Origin of the sequence: Colwellia sp. MB02u-9, from assembly GCF_014077085.1 — a bacterium.
In the GTDB taxonomy this organism is placed as follows: Bacteria; Pseudomonadota; Gammaproteobacteria; order Enterobacterales; family Alteromonadaceae; genus Cognaticolwellia.
Window position 1 is genome coordinate 43,888 of sequence record NZ_JACGVF010000092.1, and the last position, 18,175, is coordinate 62,062.

General features: G+C 34.1%; 14 protein-coding genes. 6 read left to right on the forward strand and 8 right to left on the reverse strand.

The window, feature by feature from the left end:
• Nucleotides 1-475: 475 nt before the first annotated feature.
• Nucleotides 476-1,024, reverse strand: coding sequence for a GTP cyclohydrolase I FolE (folE, locus tag H4J65_RS08180; protein WP_182197389.1), 549 nt, complete (start codon nucleotides 1,022-1,024; stop codon nucleotides 476-478).
• 54 nt (nucleotides 1,025-1,078) lie between these two features.
• Nucleotides 1,079-1,270, reverse strand: a complete 192-nt coding sequence (locus H4J65_RS08185; RefSeq protein WP_182197391.1) for a hypothetical protein — start codon at nucleotides 1,268-1,270, stop codon at nucleotides 1,079-1,081.
• Between the two features lie 147 nt (nucleotides 1,271-1,417).
• Between H4J65_RS08185 and queD the strand changes: the two genes are divergently transcribed.
• From queD to queC, 5 genes are all read left to right on the forward strand, one after another.
• Complete coding sequence (queD, locus tag H4J65_RS08190) at nucleotides 1,418-1,780, forward strand: 6-carboxytetrahydropterin synthase QueD (protein ID WP_182197394.1); 363 nt, start codon at nucleotides 1,418-1,420, stop codon at nucleotides 1,778-1,780.
• Nucleotides 1,781-1,783: 3 nt separating this feature from the next.
• A complete protein-coding gene (locus H4J65_RS08195) occupies nucleotides 1,784-2,698 on the forward strand; it encodes a DUF6884 domain-containing protein (RefSeq protein WP_182197396.1) in 915 nt (304 codons plus the stop codon).
• Nucleotides 2,699-2,771: 73 nt separating this feature from the next.
• Entirely contained in the window at nucleotides 2,772-4,187 is a 1,416-nt protein-coding gene (dpdA, locus tag H4J65_RS08200; RefSeq protein WP_182197398.1) for a tRNA-guanine transglycosylase DpdA, read from the forward strand.
• Nucleotides 4,187-5,386, forward strand: a complete 1,200-nt coding sequence (locus H4J65_RS08205) for a DGQHR domain-containing protein (protein WP_182197400.1) — start codon at nucleotides 4,187-4,189, stop codon at nucleotides 5,384-5,386. The genes dpdA and H4J65_RS08205 overlap by 1 nt, the downstream gene beginning before the upstream one ends.
• 37 nt (nucleotides 5,387-5,423) lie before the next feature.
• A complete protein-coding gene (gene queC, locus H4J65_RS08210; RefSeq protein ID WP_182197410.1) occupies nucleotides 5,424-6,080 on the forward strand; it encodes a 7-cyano-7-deazaguanine synthase QueC in 657 nt (218 codons plus the stop codon).
• Nucleotides 6,081-6,162: 82 nt separating this feature from the next.
• On the opposite strand, the gene H4J65_RS08215 is transcribed toward queC, so the two are convergent.
• Complete coding sequence (locus H4J65_RS08215) at nucleotides 6,163-7,659, reverse strand: DNA sulfur modification protein DndB (protein ID WP_182197413.1); 1,497 nt, start codon at nucleotides 7,657-7,659, stop codon at nucleotides 6,163-6,165.
• Nucleotides 7,652-8,125 carry a hypothetical protein gene (locus H4J65_RS08220; RefSeq protein WP_182197416.1) on the reverse strand — a complete coding sequence of 158 codons (474 nt, stop codon included), beginning with the start codon at nucleotides 8,123-8,125 and terminating at the stop codon, nucleotides 7,652-7,654. The genes H4J65_RS08215 and H4J65_RS08220 overlap by 8 nt, the downstream gene beginning before the upstream one ends.
• Before the next feature lie 454 nt (nucleotides 8,126-8,579).
• Between H4J65_RS08220 and H4J65_RS08225 the strand changes: the two genes are divergently transcribed.
• Nucleotides 8,580-9,788 carry an IS256 family transposase gene (locus H4J65_RS08225; protein WP_182197418.1) on the forward strand — a complete coding sequence of 403 codons (1,209 nt, stop codon included), beginning with the start codon at nucleotides 8,580-8,582 and terminating at the stop codon, nucleotides 9,786-9,788.
• A gap of 75 nt (nucleotides 9,789-9,863) precedes the next feature.
• Here H4J65_RS08225 and H4J65_RS08230 read toward each other — a convergent pair whose 3' ends face one another.
• Genes H4J65_RS08230 through dpdJ form a run of 4 tightly spaced genes read right to left on the reverse strand, consistent with a single transcriptional unit; the run spans nucleotide 9,864 to nucleotide 18,153 of the window.
• Nucleotides 9,864-10,901, reverse strand: coding sequence for a DUF2971 domain-containing protein (locus H4J65_RS08230; RefSeq protein WP_182197421.1), 1,038 nt, complete (start codon nucleotides 10,899-10,901; stop codon nucleotides 9,864-9,866).
• A gap of 34 nt (nucleotides 10,902-10,935) precedes the next feature.
• Entirely contained in the window at nucleotides 10,936-13,128 is a 2,193-nt protein-coding gene (gene dpdD / locus H4J65_RS08235; RefSeq protein WP_182197422.1) for a protein DpdD, read from the reverse strand.
• Nucleotides 13,115-13,717, reverse strand: a complete 603-nt coding sequence (gene dpdK, locus H4J65_RS08240) for a phospholipase D-like domain-containing protein DpdK (protein WP_182197425.1) — start codon at nucleotides 13,715-13,717, stop codon at nucleotides 13,115-13,117. The genes dpdD and dpdK overlap by 14 nt, the downstream gene beginning before the upstream one ends.
• Nucleotides 13,714-18,153, reverse strand: coding sequence for a protein DpdJ (dpdJ, locus tag H4J65_RS08245; protein WP_220465110.1), 4,440 nt, complete (start codon nucleotides 18,151-18,153; stop codon nucleotides 13,714-13,716). Before dpdJ ends, dpdK begins: the two co-directional genes overlap by 4 nt.
• Nucleotides 18,154-18,175 lie beyond the last annotated feature (22 nt).

The window sequence follows — 18,175 nt, forward strand, 5'->3', positions numbered from 1 at the left end:
ATTTAATTAAAAATTAAGTGTAAATATCATGTAAAACAAGCATTTAAAATCATACGCACCTAAATCTTGACGCCAGTGTATTGAAGCACTATCCAAACGTGCTACGAACGTTGGTATTGCGCAAAATACCCAAGGTGATCTAATCATTGCAGATATCGGTTTTGAAGGTAATACCACCGTTATTAATCGCCGAGCACTCCGCTATCATATCTAAGTGACATTAGGCTGAATCATTTTCTCTCGAAAATTTTGGCCAAGAAATTAATAAACAGTCAGCCTCAATACGAATCCTCACATACTATAATGAGCTTATTGCTGCCTTGCAGGTTTATTATTAGCCCAATAAGATTGCTTTAATAGTGATTTAACTTCATCAAACTGAACCTTATTTTGATCATCTAATATAATAGTTACCTTTAAAGTATATTTTTAACCTCGAAAAAATTAGTAATAATCTATTTCAATTAAATCATGATTATGACTTAACTAGTGCTAGCATTTCTTGCCTAGCAGAAGCATCTTCTCTCATTTCCCCTAACATTACTGATGTTGTCATTGATGAGTTTTGCTTCTGTACGCCACGCATCATCATGCATAAATGTTGTGCTTCTATAATTACACCTACACCAATAGACCCGGTTATCTCTTGTATAGATAAAGCTATTTCCCTAGCTAGGTTTTCTTGAATTTGTAGCCGTCTTGAATACATATCAACAATTCGAGCAAACTTTGATAAGCCTAAAACTTTTCCACTTGGAATATAAGCAATATGACATTTACCTATAAATGGCAGCATATGGTGTTCGCACATTGAATATAATTCAATATTCTTGATAACAACCATTTCATCTGCATCCGACTCAAATAGAGCACCATTAACAATATCATCAATATTTTGATGATATCCTTGCGTTAGAAATTCCATTGCTTTCGCTGCACGCTTTGGAGTATCAATTAAACCATCACGATTGATGTCTTCTCCGATAGCAGAAATAATATTTTGGTAATTTTTCTCTATGCTCACTTATTTTTCCTAATCATTATCAGTAGTGCAGTTCAACTAACTCAAAAAAACAACTTATATCAAATTCATAAAATTTTCGATTTGCTCTTCTGATATTTCATTTATCATTTCTCGTATTGAGTTGTGTTCAATTTCGATCCCAAGTGCTTCTTTTGCCATATTAATTGCTTCTTCTTTACATCCATGATGATCACCTTGCAAAGTCAAAATAATTTTTACGAGTAATTCTTTTTGTTCTATTTCCACAACTCCACCACTAAGTTAATATAAAATTCCAACCTTGAAGTGCACTATATCAATTCATCGTAATTAAACAATCGATAGTAGTGGCTGGTGTTAAAGTTGTGGTGTACAATGCTGTCTTTATTGACAGTATGATAACTTAGAAAAACTATGAGCACAGCTATATATAAGGACTTTACCTTCGAAGCCGCACATAAATTACCTAATGTCCCCACAGGACATAAATGTGGGAGACTTCATGGCCATTCCTATAGAATTAGAATTCATTTAGAGGGAACTGTCGATGAACATTCTGGCTGGTTTATAGATTTTTCTGACGTTAAATCAATTTTCAAACCTATCTATGACCAGTTAGATCATAACTACCTTAACGATATTGAAGGGTTAGAAAACCCAACTGCTGAAGTAATTTCAAGATGGGTTTGGGGAGAGCTAAAACCAATCTTACCAGAGCTTTCTGCAATTGAATTAATGGAAACATGCACATGTGGTGTTGTGTACAAGGGTAATTAACCTTTGAAAATCCATTTAATCACCAATTGTACAAACCTTAAAAAATCGAATATTCAGGGTAAGATTCAGTTAAAAAATTTAATTGGGAATAATAGTGCACAAACCATAGTTAATTCATGGTGTGATAAACTTGAGAAAGCAGAACAAAAAGTTCCTGCAAATGAAGTATATGCAGGTGATCACTGGAAAGTTGCCAAAAGTATTATAAAACCGAATCTCGAGTTATGGGTATTATCGGCAGGTTATGGACTAATTCATAACTCATCCAAAATTGGCTCTTATGATGCTACCTTTTCAAGCGGAAGTGAAAACTCAATTAATAAAACGGGATTATCAAATAGTGAATGGTGGGACACGTTACACCAAAAAAGAAGTGCCGATGTATTAAAAGTAGAATCACTTCATTCATTAGTTTCAACTAATATTGGTGATGTTTTTTTTATTGCTGCTTCTCCTGATTATTTAAAAGTAATACAAAATGAACTACAACAATTAGTTTTAGAACAAAAACTAACAAATGAAAACTTTTTTATTGTTTCAAGTAAACATAATATTAACAAACAACTAATACCGTTCTTTTTAGAGTCAAAAGCAGACTTTTGTAGCACTTTAAAAGGCGGTAGAGTTTCCTTGAATATCAGACTAGCTAAATATTTATTAGATGAAACTGAAGTTAATATTTTCGATTGTAAACGTGTCATTGATAAATACAATGATCTTGAAAAAAACGCTATCAAACTATTAGTTAAAAATCGGAAAAAACTTTCAGATGAAGAAGTTGTTTCTTTTGTTAAAAAAGAATTAGATATATTTCAAGGAGCTAAAGTATCGGCTTCTATGTTGCTAAAAAAATTGAGAAATGAAAACTTAGCATGTGAGCAAAAACGATTTAGTAGACTACTCAAAGAATTACTTTAATGTGTTATTTAAAGCAGTTTCACTCTAATAAATAATCAACGATATCCAACAATAAAGAATACATAGGTTTAACGTGACAACTTTTAATTATTATTTTCCAGACAACTTAGATTTTGTCGACCCTAAATTTAATGGTATTACCAACGAAAAAACCAAGCATCACCGTAAATATGATGATGATGCCTACCCCCATGAAATATTAAAGGAATTGCCTTACAACGGTATGCTTGTTTCATTAGCTGGTGTTGGCACAATGCAAAAGAAAGGTAAGTACTACACTCAAGAACTCACTGAAGACTTCTATTATTATGGTGCTAAAAAATTTCTAAGGTTGAACCAAGAGAAATTTTCGAATGTATTGCTTATGGGGGATTGTGGCGCATTTGATTATGTAAATGAGCCTGAGCCACCATTCACAATTGATGAGTTAATTGAATTCTATGACCGGGGAGGTTTTGATTGTGGAATATCACTCGATCACATTGTATTCCCGTATGCCAAGGATGATGAAGCATTAAAAGCTATGGACTACGCCGATATAAGAGAAGCGGAACGTAGAATAAAGATAACCCTAGATAATGCCGAGCTATTTTTAGAGCGTTCTAAGACCCTTAATACTGCTAAAAGTAAGTCTTTCATTCCTTATGGCGTAGCTCATGGTTTTAGCAAAGAGTCTTTTATTAGCTCGGTGAAAAAGCTAGAAGAGATCGGATACACTCATATTACAATCGGCGGTATGATCAAATCAAAAACGCCTGACTTATTAGATTTATTAGAGACACTCTCTTCTATTAAAAAGAAAGAGACGCAGTTTCACTTACTGGGAATCTGTAGATTTGAGAATATTCCTGCATACGCAAAATATGGTGTAACTAGTGCAGATAGTACGTCCCCACTAATGCAAGGCATTAAAGCTGGAAAGTACTTTGAATTTAATGATAATGCCCATGAGCTTATTCAGTCTTTATCAATAAGAATTCGTCAATGTGATCATGATAATGTTCAAAAATTAATTGATAAACATCGTCATGAAATTCGAAGCCTCGTAGCTAAAATGCTAAACAATAATGAAATTGATATCGACCTATCCAACAATGCCCTATCTACAAATGAATGTGTAAAAAGGCTTGAAACTGACTGTATTGAAAAATTAATACAGTATGACGATACAGGTGAAAATTTAGACTCAACCTTTAAAGCGCTTATGGCTTATGAAAAAGTTACAACAGCAGATTATCTAGTAGAAGAAATCACACCAGTTAAACAGGCAATGCTAAAGAAGGATAAGCTTAAAATAAAAAGCTTTCTAACCAATAGACCTTGGAAAAGTTGTACATGCGGAGTTTGTGAGAGTGGGATAATGAATATCATTTTTCGCTCTAACCAAACAAACCGTCGTAGAGGTATACATAATTTAGCAATGGTTACAAAACATAAAGACAAAGTTATTGATGACATGAAAAGCTCGACGATTAAGGCTAATAAATAATGAAACCAGTCATTTTAAGAATCCAAGTAATTAAAAAATTGGTTAATAACGTCACTGTATTTTCTGGTTGGGTAGAAGGTAAAAAAGTAAGGGATATAGCTAAAATCGTCCATATAACAAGAGAAGGTAAATATATCCATGGATATCAAAGAAGTGAACTACCAAAACATATTGAGTCTATAAAAGATTACATTGAATCTCCTAAGTCTACTATTTTGGCAAATCTCGTTATTGGCTTTAATAAGTCAGTAACCTTTACTCCTTTAGAAGGTCAAACTGAGTTTGGACATTTGGAAGTTCCATACTTCCCTGAATCTCCAGCACAAGAGTTACCGGGATCAATTGTAGATGGTCAACAACGTTCAGGGGGAGTTAAAAATAGTTTTCATGAAAGTTATCCTCTGCCTGTTTCTATTTTCATTTCTGAAGATGAAAATGACTATATTCAACAATTTCTAATTCTTAATCTCGGCAAACCATTAACATCAGTTCAATTGAATGCTTTAGCACTCAATGATGATATTTATAAACCGCCCGCATTAGCTATAAAGGCCTTCCCCTTATCTATTTCTGAAGAACTAGGATTTGGAGATAATAAAAATGGAACTCCTCCTTTAAAGGGGCTTATCAAATCAAATGGAAACCCTTTAGGAAAAATTGCTGAATCATCGATAACAGAATTTGTTTCAAACGTTGAAAGAATGATCTTAAAATCGATTAACGTAAGAGTGCATCAAGACTTAACGAAAGAATCAAAACAGTTATTTGCTCAAATAATTAACAATTTTTGGATAGCTGTAACAATTGTATTTGAAAATGAATGGAAGCATACATCTAAAAGCATGAAAGATACTTATATCATTCATGGTACTAGCATATTTGGTTTCTCATTTTTATGTCGCCATATGATAAGAGTATTTCTCGAAGACAAACCGTCGAACACAGTAAATATCCCTACAATTGAATTTTTTGTTCAAGAGTTAAAACTTATTTCTCATAAATGCCACTTCAGTAAAACATCATGGAATTTGGGACTTATAAAAAGCGAAGAAGAAGGTACTGACGATATAAAGTTTTCTCGAAGGTGGCATGACTTTCAAAATACAACGTCAGAAAAGCAGTTGTTTGCTGGAAACTTATTAAAAATTTATGAAGTAGAGAAAGCATTTAAAGCTGATTACGATGTGTACTTCAGCTAAGCCTTATTTGAGCAAGACAATTAATGGAATTTAAGAAATGAAAAAGCTTGTTGTTATATATTCTGGAGGCATGGACTCTTTTACTGCTTTAAACAAAGCAGTAAAAGAAGGCTTTGATGTATATGCACTATCTTTCGATTATGGCCAGAAGCATAATAAAGAGCTCATTTACGCACAAAATGTATGTAATGAACTTAATGTTCCACATAAAATTTTAGATATAAAATCTATATCTACATTATTTACCAGTTCGTCACTAGTTTCTGACGATATTAATGTCCCTGATGGCCATTATGAAGCTGAAAACATGAAATCAACTGTAGTGCCCAACCGCAACATGATTCTCATCTCATTGGCCATTGGTTACGCTGTAGATATTGAGGCTGAAGGCGTTTGGTATGGCGCTCACTCAGGGGATCATATAATTTATCCAGATTGTAGACCAGAGTTCGTAAAAATAATGGACCAAGCTTCAAAAGTAGCTAATTTTGAACCTATTTATGTTCATGCTCCTTACTTAGATACTGATAAAATCGGTATCCTAAAAGATGGTATGTTAATGAAACTAGATTATTCTCAAACATGGACATGTTATAAAGGACAAGGAAAAGCATGTGGTACTTGCGGTTCATGTGTAGAAAGACTTGAAGCTTTCGAACGCAACAGTATTCAAGATCCCTTAGAGTATATCTAAAATAAGAAACACTGGCTGCTTTTATATAAACAGCCAGTGTTTCACTCAATACATATTTAAATAATTACGTTTACAGAGATAGCTACGATAATGACTCGTCAGTATCACTTGTCAAATCTTTCCAAGTTTTACCACAAATTTTATTTGCTACTTTGGTAACTTGTATCATTTGATTCTGGTTTAGTGTTTTTACCACTTCTCCAAATTGTTTTAGTTTCCATGTCTTCTTCTTACCGTCTACATCGAGTGAATAGCCAGTAATATCAGCCCAATGTTTTTTGTGCTTAATCCAATTGATTTGGCTTAACCGATCGGTTAATTCTTTAAACGATAACAAGGGCTTTATATCTTTCTCTGTATACAAAATTCTATATGAAAAAGACTCTTGTGCTGACATATCAGCTCTCACTAAATCACGTTCCAACATTGCTTTTTTGATTGGCTCTAATTCATCTTGTTTAGAATAATAATATGCTAAAGCAATACCTTTAAGTGCAAAAGGCCAACCTAAAACGTACAGTCGTCTATATGTGTCGTCATTTGGCGGTGTTGGATGAGTCCAATAAGAAGAGAATAAAGTTGATAACATACTTAAGAACTCATCAGCATAAGGCTTCAAAACATCTAAGTGGTGATGTTTAAAGTGTTCAGGCTTAAGAGGACTAGGCCCTGTTAAGGCATAAGCCATCATTTGCTCAATTGTTGACAAATCAACAATATTCTCAGTCGCTGTAACTGAAGTTCCACCACTACGACCATTAGCTATTCGACCATCAAAAATTGTTTTAGCTAAAACTTGTGCCCTTAATTTACTAAGAGGTGCGGCCGTATCCATTGAAATAACTAAATTCTTATTTTTCTTAGATCCTCTGCCATTTCGATCTGCAAATGCCTGTGCTGCCTTCACATTATCTACATTTAGTTCAATTTCTAAAGTTACCAATAAGTTCTCTAAAGCACCCAACTCTTGCGCTTCTTTATTTTGCGAAACAGAAAAAAGTGCAGCTGTTTGAGTCTGTCCATCAGATTGCATTATGGGTTTTTTAGGTATATATAGACACCCGTATGCTGTATTGACATCCACTTGATGATATACAACAAAAATAGTATCGCAAAACACTTCATCTGTCTGCCAGCCTGAAATAACAGGCAGATGGATGTCACGGTCATTCCTCATACCTTCAACTATATAGCTAGCAAAGTCTTGTTTATTTGTTTTCTTAGCGCCTTTAAAGTCAGATTGAGTCTTTTCATGAGCGTCAATCATTCCCAAAGCGTCATAGTTTTCAATTGGTGGATTTGAAGGATCATATGAAACAGTCGTTGTGAAATTTTGTAAATTCATAGCTGAGATGATTGACAATCTTTTACCTTCTTTATTCTTAACGTTCCCTTTTAAAGACAGTTGCCCAGTCACAGTGTAATGATCATGACGAGTAAGAAATTCATAACGATTATCATCAAAAGCTTTTCTTACTTGATCTTCATTGTAGTCCAAATACTTTAATCCCATAAAATGCTCATTTTCTGGGATATCAATATTTTTTATAATCTCTTTTCCTGATGGTGCATTAAACATTTTGTGTCTCCTGTGGGTAATTAATTTTTAAATTGTTGTTAGACTGTACCTGTGATATTAAACCGCAGTTAATAATTGTTTTGGGGATTTTGACAAGTTCAATATGTAGGTCACTCATATTAATTGCATCAACTATAAACTCCGGTATATCGACTGCTGCAATGACGCCAATAACTCTTTTACTTCCCAATAACTCAATCTTTTTTTGAGCTATATATACTAACAACTGACCTATTGCAGAATAATTAGCTACAACCTTGAATTCCCAAAGCCTTAAAACGTTATTATGATCAACGGTTTGCATATCCACACTTAAATTGTGTTTTTTTGTTTTTACTTCACAACCAATAAGTCTTTCATTGGGTCTTAAGTCATCTAAATTAGCAGCATAATGGTCACGGATTTTGGTTTCCCTCTCGTGTTCAAAAGGAATATCACTTTCTTTCAAATTAATTGTGTTAGACATATTTAAACCTTATATAAGTTGAATCTAGACATATTATTGCAGAATCTAATAGATTGTCAATAAAGCTCACTAGATTTAATGTAAAATCTTACAGATTCAAATCAAGATATAAAGATTTATTCTTGACTCATGGAGATTTGTAGTTTTTTCGAACAATTTAACCTTTGAAGAAACCGTAACTTATGAACAATTTAAGCCGACCTAGAGCAATCATATTGTAAATGGGCATGTGGCTACTGGAATTTTGGGACTGAAGATAAAGTTAAATGGAATGATCTTCAAAATATCACTTTAGATACTAACCAACTATTTATTGCGCAATGTATAATTGAAGTTTGGGGTTAGCTTCATGAATAACTTATATATTTGATAGCTTTGAGGCCTTTGACCCTGTAACAAAATCTGTGTAACTGCCTATCATTAATACCCAACTAGGGTTTAGGATAGGCAGACTATGAATAAGAAAGAATTAGAAGTATTTGCGAAACAAGCCGCTAAAGGCATTAAGTCAGAGCAAGACTTAACAGACTTTCGCAGAATACTGACCAAGATAACCGTTGAAGCTGCTTTAAACGCAGAGTTTGAAGAACATCTTGGTTATGCACTTCATGAAAAATCCAGCACCAACAACAGCCGTAATGGCTACTCATCAAAATATATCCGCACTGAAGATGGTCAAGTCGACCTTGAAACACCACGCGATAGAGAAGGTAGTTTTGAGCCTTTATTGGTTAAAAAGAACCAAACTCGATTTACGTCAATGGACGATAAAATCTTATATCTGTATGCCAAAGGCATGACGACTCGAGAAATTGTTGATACGTTCAAAGAAATGTATGATGCTGATATCTCACCCACACTGATATCTCGTGTCACCAATGCCGTGATAGAGCAAGTCATAGAGTGGCAAGCCAGACCTTTAGATTCAGTTTATCCTATTGTTTACCTTGACTGTTTAGTCGTAAAAATCAGACAAGATAAACACGTTATCAATAAAGCTGTTTATCTGGCTTTAGGGGTTAACATTGAAGGACATAAAGAGCTACTTGGCATGTGGATATCTGAGAACGAAGGGGCTAAGTTCTGGTTGAACGTACTGACTGAGCTTCAAAACCGAGGGGTAAATGACATCTTGATTGCTTGTGTGGATGGCCTGAAAGGTTTTCCTGAAGCGATTAATACCGTTTTCCCTCAAACCCAAGTTCAACTCTGTATTGTTCATATGGTACGTAACTCGATGAAATATGTGCCCTGGAAGGATTACAAGGCTGTTACAGGTGATTTAAAACGCATTTATCAATCAGTGACAGAAGAAGAAGCGTTACTTGAGTTCGATAACTTCTGCTTACGTTGGGATGATAAATATCCACAAATAAGTCGCTCTTGGCGAGCACATTGGACAAACCTAAATACACTATTTAAATACCCTCAAGACATTCGTAAAGCCATTTACACAACGAATGCGATAGAGTCACTGAACAGTGTTATTCGAAAAGCAATTAAAAAACGTAAGCTATTTCCGTCTGATGATTCAGCAAGGAAAGTGGTTTATCTTGCGATAGATGCGGCATCCAAGAAATGGACGATGCCGATAAGAAACTGGAAAACGGCCTTGAATCGATTTATGATTGAATTCGAAGACCGTTTAAAGGACTTTATTTAAAATTGGCAGTTACACAAAATCTGTTACAGGGTCAGGCCTTTGGTGAAACAATCATATTTATCGGTGTTTTATGTTTTACAATAGCCTGAAAATCTGCTCGAAAGACAGTTCAAATCGCTCTGAACTAGCACTAGCCTTATAAATATCCACATGCTGTAGACTGGCATTACCTTCTATTTTTTTAATAACATTTTCTGCATCTTGTTTTTCTGCCTTGCAACCAATATAAATTGACTTTATCGCTTGTGGTGAGACTTTATATAAAAAAACAGTTCTAGAATCTTTAGATATATCTATTAGAAAATTAGAATAGCTTAAACCTTTCAAAAAATCGCATAAGCTTTTGAATTTCTTTTTTGATTCCTTTTCCGTGTAATACATAGTTGTATCGCAAGCAATATACATATCCTCCATTAATATGCTATCCATGTTCAATTGGCACATGCCCTTCTCTAACTTTTGAACCTCCATGTATTCCACTGAAATAATTGCATCATTAATTTTTTCTAAATGACTTTCATGCACCACGATACTATCTGCATCAAATAGAGGGAGAAGTACTCTATGTTCTTTTTCATAGATCCATTCATCACTTTTTATTAAAAAGTGTTCAAGAATATTTTCATATTGATCAATAACCGGCCTATTCTTATTATATCTAACTCTATGAAGGTGCCCAGCGTTTATAGCTTGCCTTTTCTGAGATTCCTTAACGTCAATAACTATTTCTTCAGAAAAACAACTGAGATACATACCTTCATCTATTTTTTTTATTCCACCATTCTCAACATCATCAATAAAGTTTAAAGCCTTAACATCTTTATGGAAATACCTTTCAAAAATGGGTTTGCTTGGGTCAAATTCAATAACTATACCTTTATGCTCATCGGCATAATGTGACCACATTAATAAATTATTTTGAGTTTCAGAAGCAGAGAAAACAGAATAGTCAAAATAAGAGTTAATACATTTACCTTTGTCACGGTTTCTCATTGAGTCAGCAGGTGTAAGTTCAAAAGGATCATTAAGTGAAAATTTTTGACTCCCCCGTACTAAAAGGTTATCAAAAAAATCTTCCCTTAAAGGAGAGTATTTATATATATTCTCTATCACAACTTTCCTTTTCGTTTCTAGTCTTACAAATAAATTAGTTAATGAAGTCTGTTAATGATCTTATAATCGAAGAACTGCCTTTGCCATCACAATAGATAATATCTTTATTAATTGCCTTAACAGCATAATATGATTGATGCGCAGCACTTTTATTGCAGAAAATAAAGTAATCTGCACTTGAAGCAAGATTCTTCAACTTATCTGTCGCGACTTTATCATGGTTAAGCTTAACAGCAACTCCAGGAAACAAGCTCTGTAGTATTTCAGCGGCTCGTTGCCCTGCTTTTTCAGTAAGTGTTGATATACCTATTAATTTATCTTTTAAAGAAACTTTTGCATCTTCATGAGAGGAATCATCCACACTTATTAAATGTTCAAAAGATTTATCTTCTGGTGCTATGTGTTTATCTAGCCATGTAAGAACTGTTTGTAGTTCGAAATCAATATCAGACCAATGAGTTATCGAATATTGGCATATGCCACTCCACAATGGATATCTCACTATTCCCGGTGACTTTATCGCATAATCAAATAACATTTCGCTAAATTCAATAATGATAGGTAGTGATTTTCGACTTATTTCTACTTTTACAACAACCTCAAAAGCTTCTATTGCAGACGAGTACTGTTCTTTAGAGTGAGGTGTATTGAGTAAGCCTTGAATTAAGTCTCTCATCAAGCCAATAGTTATGTATGACGTTTCATCATCCAGTGCAATTAACTCAATGAGTCCTAACCAAAAAACGCTAGTGGTTTCTACCTTGTTATCATCTAACCAACTTAGTAAGTGCGGTGCTATATTTCGAATACTCTCAGCATCTGCTGAAGTTGATATTTCCTTGGTAATAAATTTAATGTCGAACTCACATGGTTGCCACTCACTTATTAAATCGAAATTAATAAGCTCTCCACTAGCGTAGTGCTTAAACCAGTCATTCCAAGAGTTAATGACTGAACCTTTAGGGTTTTCGACTGTTGTATCAACAATTTCACTTTCGTTAATAATTACAGCTTCATTATTACTACCATATATAAAATCTTCTAATAAACTCCATAACTTCCTAAAAGGAGCCGATGCTTTTGTTTTTTGACGAATTTCAAAAGGAAGCTCTTCTAACCAACTGAATATTTCACTAGCTTCAGAGGGCATGCATGCTTTTGAGTAATCTAGAACTTTAGCAACCACATCAAGACTTACAGGGGAATCAAATAAAGCTTCAAGTCTCGAAGACTCTATTGATAGAGCATTACGAGTTTCAATGAATGATTCAATTTTTCCAAATAACTCACTCACCCACTCTTCTGTAATAAAGCTAGGTGAAAATGAAATGATATCGTTTTTATCGATTCCTATACTAGCAGCTAAAGCAGACCAAGCTTCCCAATCTTCTTTATATTTATCTTCTTCCTTTAGTCTAGGTTTTAAAAGTAGAAACGATTCATAATCAGCTAAATTTGGCTTTAGACCAACCCAATCTACATTGGACAAATCAGTTAAATCTAAATTATTTACATGCATCAATGCACGAATTAATAAATGGTATATTCTCGTGGGAATTATACCTGCTAAATAATCAGGTAAATTCTCATGTTCAAGTATTTCATCCCATGAAGCGCTAATAGCCAAAGATTGAATTTCAAGGCCGACTAAGTTCCTATGACTTAGCTTACCAGAGTCTTTAGCTTCATTATAAAAAGCTAACGCACTTTCTCCATCACCTTCTCGACTTGCTAAAAAGAAATCACGTAGAATGCGTCCTATTGGACGTAACCTTACACTGGCAAAGTTAGGTTTTGCTTCAAATCGGGCAGAGACTTCATTTAACGTTTTAACTATATAGCTAGTATCTTTCTTAAAATTGTCGGTATTAACTTGAGAGAACCTGATTACACCGTGCGATTGATTCAATAATAATGGCTGTTCAAATTTAAAATCGGGTGACCTTATTATTTCATAAGATGATGTATGCGAAGATCCTAATCCGTAATATAAGCAGTTCTTCAACTCGTTTAATGATTTTTTGTCTTGACATATACCATAGAAGTACAATTTACCATTAACATAAGCGGTTAAAAAATATGGCGTTTTAGATTCCAAATTGCGTATGGACTTCAATAATAATAAATTTATAGAATCAGAAATCTCTTCAACCGGGTGCTCTAATTCAATTGCATTATCGCCTGTAAAAAAATCTAAAAACCAAGATGGGTAGCTAGAAAAAGTCATGTTCATCATCCCCATCTTCTTCAATTTCAACAATTGGGTTTTCTATCACTTTTGTTTTTTGTTGATAGTTTTTAAAATAAAGATTATTGAAATCAATCCGAGCCTCAGAAATCTCATGAATATCGCCAGAAAGAGTAAGCATTTCAGAGTTTATATTTGCTCCTGAAAAAGTTAAGTTCATCGAGCCATCAATAAAACAAGACTCAGTAATTAAACCTTTAATATGTTCCTTATGTGATATTTCAAATCTAAAGTTGTCTTCATCAAATAATTTACTTTTCAACAAATTAAGTGCTGAATCATTAGTTTTAGTCTCATTAACTACAAGATTGAGTTTACATCCGTTAAGAACAGCAGTTTCAAGCAATTCTACAAACGTTACCATTTTATTACCCCAACTTGCGTTGAGGTAACTCCAGTTACCAGAACGATTGTCTAATATTTCAAAGTTAGTAAACCAAGCTGTTATTAACCAAATTTCTTCTGGTGATAAAATTAAGCCCGCAAAAGTACTACCTAAAACTTCTTTTAAATGTCGCTTCCCTAATGGCGTTTTGGTTCTTATTTTACGCAGATTTTGGTTAATCATTGAATGGACTCCGCCAGTTCGACAAATAATATAATTTCACCCAAATGCCTATCAATTCTATTAACTCTAATGTGAAAGAACATACCCAGTTGATCTATCTGAATTGTGTTTATTTTTAATATAATTTGATTTAATTTAGATAAATGTTCTGGTGAAATTACAAGCTTAACGATTCCTTTACGGACAATCCCTTTCTTTAATTCAACTTCCCAATTATTTCCATAATTCATTGTTTCGCCGTTGCCAGATATCATTTGCTCTACAAGTAGCCTTTCTGTTCTATTATTTCCACTCATGAAGCGGTTATAAAACTGCGTACTTGATTGTCGTATAACATTACCTCTGGGCCATAACTGCCCGATAACCTTATCTTTAAGTTTGTTTATAGTTACATTGGTATTAGATGTGATTTCTTTCGCGATTAGAAAAGATACAATATTTAAGGGGATCTCTATTTTTAGTTCTTTTTCAATTCCTCGCCATCTATCCATCCAATTCTTTAAATCTTTATCTGTTTCTTTAGAGCTGCCTGCCTTTAAGATCCGAGTATGAAGTATGCTATTGAAGCTATGAGATAAAATGACTCCCATCTTTCTTAAATTGTCATTAATCGTAGTATTAGCTTTAACTCGTGCACTAAATTTTTGTGAGTCTCTATGAGACTTAAAGGATGATTCTAAACTTTTGTCACATTCTAATTTTGATAGTAATTGATAAATATCAAAATCAACCTGCTCATAATCACCTGCCTGAAAACACCTAGAAAAATGATTTAAAATATTAAGAGGATCACTGCTATATACGCTCTCAAACCTATTAATTATACCCACTCCACCAGACTCATTCTCAGTTAACCAAATAGTTAAGTCATCTCCCATCCATACCGGGTCCACATTTAAATCATTATCACCAACATCTGGTAATACCGTACTAACCAATTGATTAATGCCTCCAGAGAGGGTGTTAGACATTAATATTCTCAACCATAAAATATACGAATCACCTGACAATTCAGCATATAAAGGGGTTAATAATTTACTAATTTCATCAATAATTAAATCGTTCGATAAAAGGGAAACTAACTCACTTTGTAAAGCTTGCTCCTCATCTTCGTCCTCACTTAATACATTCAATTGAAATAACTCTAGAGGAATATTATTTAGTAACTCTCGTCCTTCTTTTGTACTCAAGTACTTAATAGAGTCTTGAAGAGATAAGTTTTTTTGCGTTGAAATAAATATCACTGTGGTAGTAACACACTCAAATACCCAATTTGCTTGAAATGTATTATTAAAAATAGAAGAATTTACAAAGCAATCTTGAACAAAAGAGAAACGTAAAGAAGACTCAACATTTTCATTTGTTCCCAAACTAAGTAACTGATCATCTGAGAATGTAAAGCTCCACCTTATACCATCGACAAATAGAATAGTCCCAATACCAACTGATTCACCTTGTTCTTGCCAATTTAATTTAATATTAGATGCTTCTTTAGTCTTAAATTTAATCTGAGCATTAGATCCCGTTGTATACCTTGTTACCTCAACTGGTTGCATATGTTTGTGCTCAAAAAAACAAATATTACTTAAATAATGTTTCCAGTCACAATTAGTAGGAAGTGATAATTGATGCTTGTCTTCATCAATTTCAAATATGCTCTCCCAGTTTAAAAAAGCATTACTTGTTTCTGTAACATTTTTTAACTCAAGCCGTTTCGTCAGTATTTGCCTTGGTTGATAGATTTTCATCTGCGAACCAGATTTAGCAATTATTTCTTTAAGAAAGCCTCTGTTTAGTCCAAAAGCATCTTCAACTTCAAACCCTATTTCATCATCAACGCCAACCTTAGGCTCAAAACCTTCAGGAACTAACCAGTCAGTTTCATAACGGTTATTTAATGTAAACCTTTTCGAGATTCTTCCCGGAGCATATTCTTTTAATCCTTGAAAGAACCCCATATTTTGCCATTCCTGAGTTCTACCCTCTTTACTCCCTCTAAGTAAGGAGATATCAAGTGACGGGAGAATTAGTTCACTAAATAATGTAGCAGGTATAAACTCAGGCATAGGTGAACCTTTACTTTGAACTCCTAACCACTCTTGCCCATTTACAGACCAATTAGTTCGTAGCTTTTGTAATAAGCTGGGTAAAAAGTCCATTAATAAAGAGCGCGGAGGTTGCCAACAAAGCTTTTCAATTTCCGTTTGACTAATGCCAAGTGCTGAGGCCAAATATGCTGTTAATGCATTTCTGTTACTTGAACTATTTAACAAGCTATTTATAGTTGTTTCTATTTTTAATAAATATTTTTTATTATCTGGGTGCTTATTAGGGTTTCTAAGGTAATACCAAATACTTCCTTTACCAATTTCTTTACCAACCTCTCTACCTAACCACTCCAAAGTGGCCAAACTTGCTTGCATCTTTTGTATATGGTTATTTCCGACAGGTAGTTTGTTCACTTTAATTTCTGGATCTACCAAATTTTCATATCTATGAAAAGCTACTCTGTCACGCCCATAATCAGAAAGGACTGTAATCATCCAAGGTCTCATACCTCGAGTTCGCCCTGCACGCCCTTTACGTTGGAGATATGATGCGACGCCTCTTGGTGCTTTGTGTTGAATAACAGCTCCAACTTTTGAATCGTTGTAACCAACCTCTAAGGAGGCTGTTGCGACGATAATTTCAGCCGTTTCACTTACCCCTGAATCTTGACTTGAAGTTCGACCTACTTCCGCACGATCTTCTTCATCTGTACTATGGCCAATAAATTCACAATTCGACCAATCTTGACCAAGAAGTTGAATTTGTTCCTTATTCGCCTGATAGTTAAGATGTTTTGCGCTTCTTAAAAATGCTAACGGCGCAGCTTCAGGAGTAAGTTTTTTAAATGCGTGACTCCATCCCTCTGCATCTGCAATCATCTCAAAGAGTCGATTGTTAACATCTAAGTCATCTGTAAAAACAAATGTTTTGGTTCCAAAAGTTCCTTTTGATGCTGGCTCTTTATTAGTATTACTATCTAACATACGTCGAGTTAGCATAGTTGCTTGAATTGTTGTTGAAAGAAGCGCGGATTGAGATACAGGATCGCCTCGCAAAGCCAATAGATATTCAGCACCTTCCTCTATAATTTCTGAGGGTAGAGGCTCAATTAACTCAACATTATGCTTTGCTGTACCTGTTAAACTGCCAAAAAAACCAGCAGCATCACTAAGGGTTGCTGATAATCCAACAAAGTGGGGTTTATTGTCTGAACGCTTCATCCACCGTTTAAGTAAATAAGACGTTTGGGCACCTGTTGTGCCTTCATATGTATGAACTTCATCAAGTAAAACTAGTGGGATTGGCTTGTTAGTATCAACTCCGAAAAGATGATTATATTTACTATTTGCTAAATGTTGATTTAACATCTCAGTAGTTGTAAAAAGAATATCTGGTTCTGAAGATTGTCGAGTTAGTGCAACCTCATCTTCATTAATTTTATGTCCACAGCGACTACAAGTCAGTATTTCTTTCTTTAGTTTTACATCTTCTTCTAACCACTTTAAATTTCCAGAACATTTGCACTTTAATAAATCAAAATCAATAGCATTAAACTTAAGCTTATCATTTAAATAATCACCATCTAATGTGTCTCCAAAAAAAGTACCTATTTTAATTTTTCGTTTATTATTGGTTAACAAATAATCATCCAATAATCTTGCTTGTTTAAACGTTTCATTATACTGGTCTTTAAGTAGCTCTTTCCGTGGATAGATCGCCAATATTTGAACTCGGTTACTTTGATCACCGAAGATGTTTTGTGATAGTTGTGTTAAAGCTGGTAAGTAAAAGGAAAGAGTTTTACCACTACCTGTTCCTGAACATACAATAGTGCCCGAAGGTTGATTAGGCCTTGAAGCAGACATATGCTTTGCATATTTATCTAATACTCTTTCTGTAGCCCTTACTTGAAAGCCTGAAAGGTTAAATGATTTGCTCCCTCCACCTAATAATGAGAGCAATACCTTACTGTGCTCATTAGACAGATTCAATTCTTCTTTTAGTTGGCTAATAGCCATTGAAGACGGTACGTTTCTGTTAGGATATTGACGTGGTCGACGAATAAAACGAAAGTCGGAGACTAAAGTTTTAGCGCTGCTTAAATCTTTGTCATGAAACCACTGTCGTAAGTTGCTATAAAGATAAATTGCCTCAGCCATTCTAGATCGATAACAATCAACTATATAAGAAGATTTAACTTCTACAATTAGGCTTTGATCACTTAACGCTTCAAAAATCTCTTCCCAATCAGATGGTGTTCGTAACTTTATGAGTTCTATAATCTCACTCTTATTAAAATAAAAGCTCGTGTCACCCCATGTTAATAATTTAATTTCTTTCTCTTCAATTAAATCAAGACAAGATAAAAGTAGGCTTTGTTCAATCATAACTATCTATACCGCTCATTAG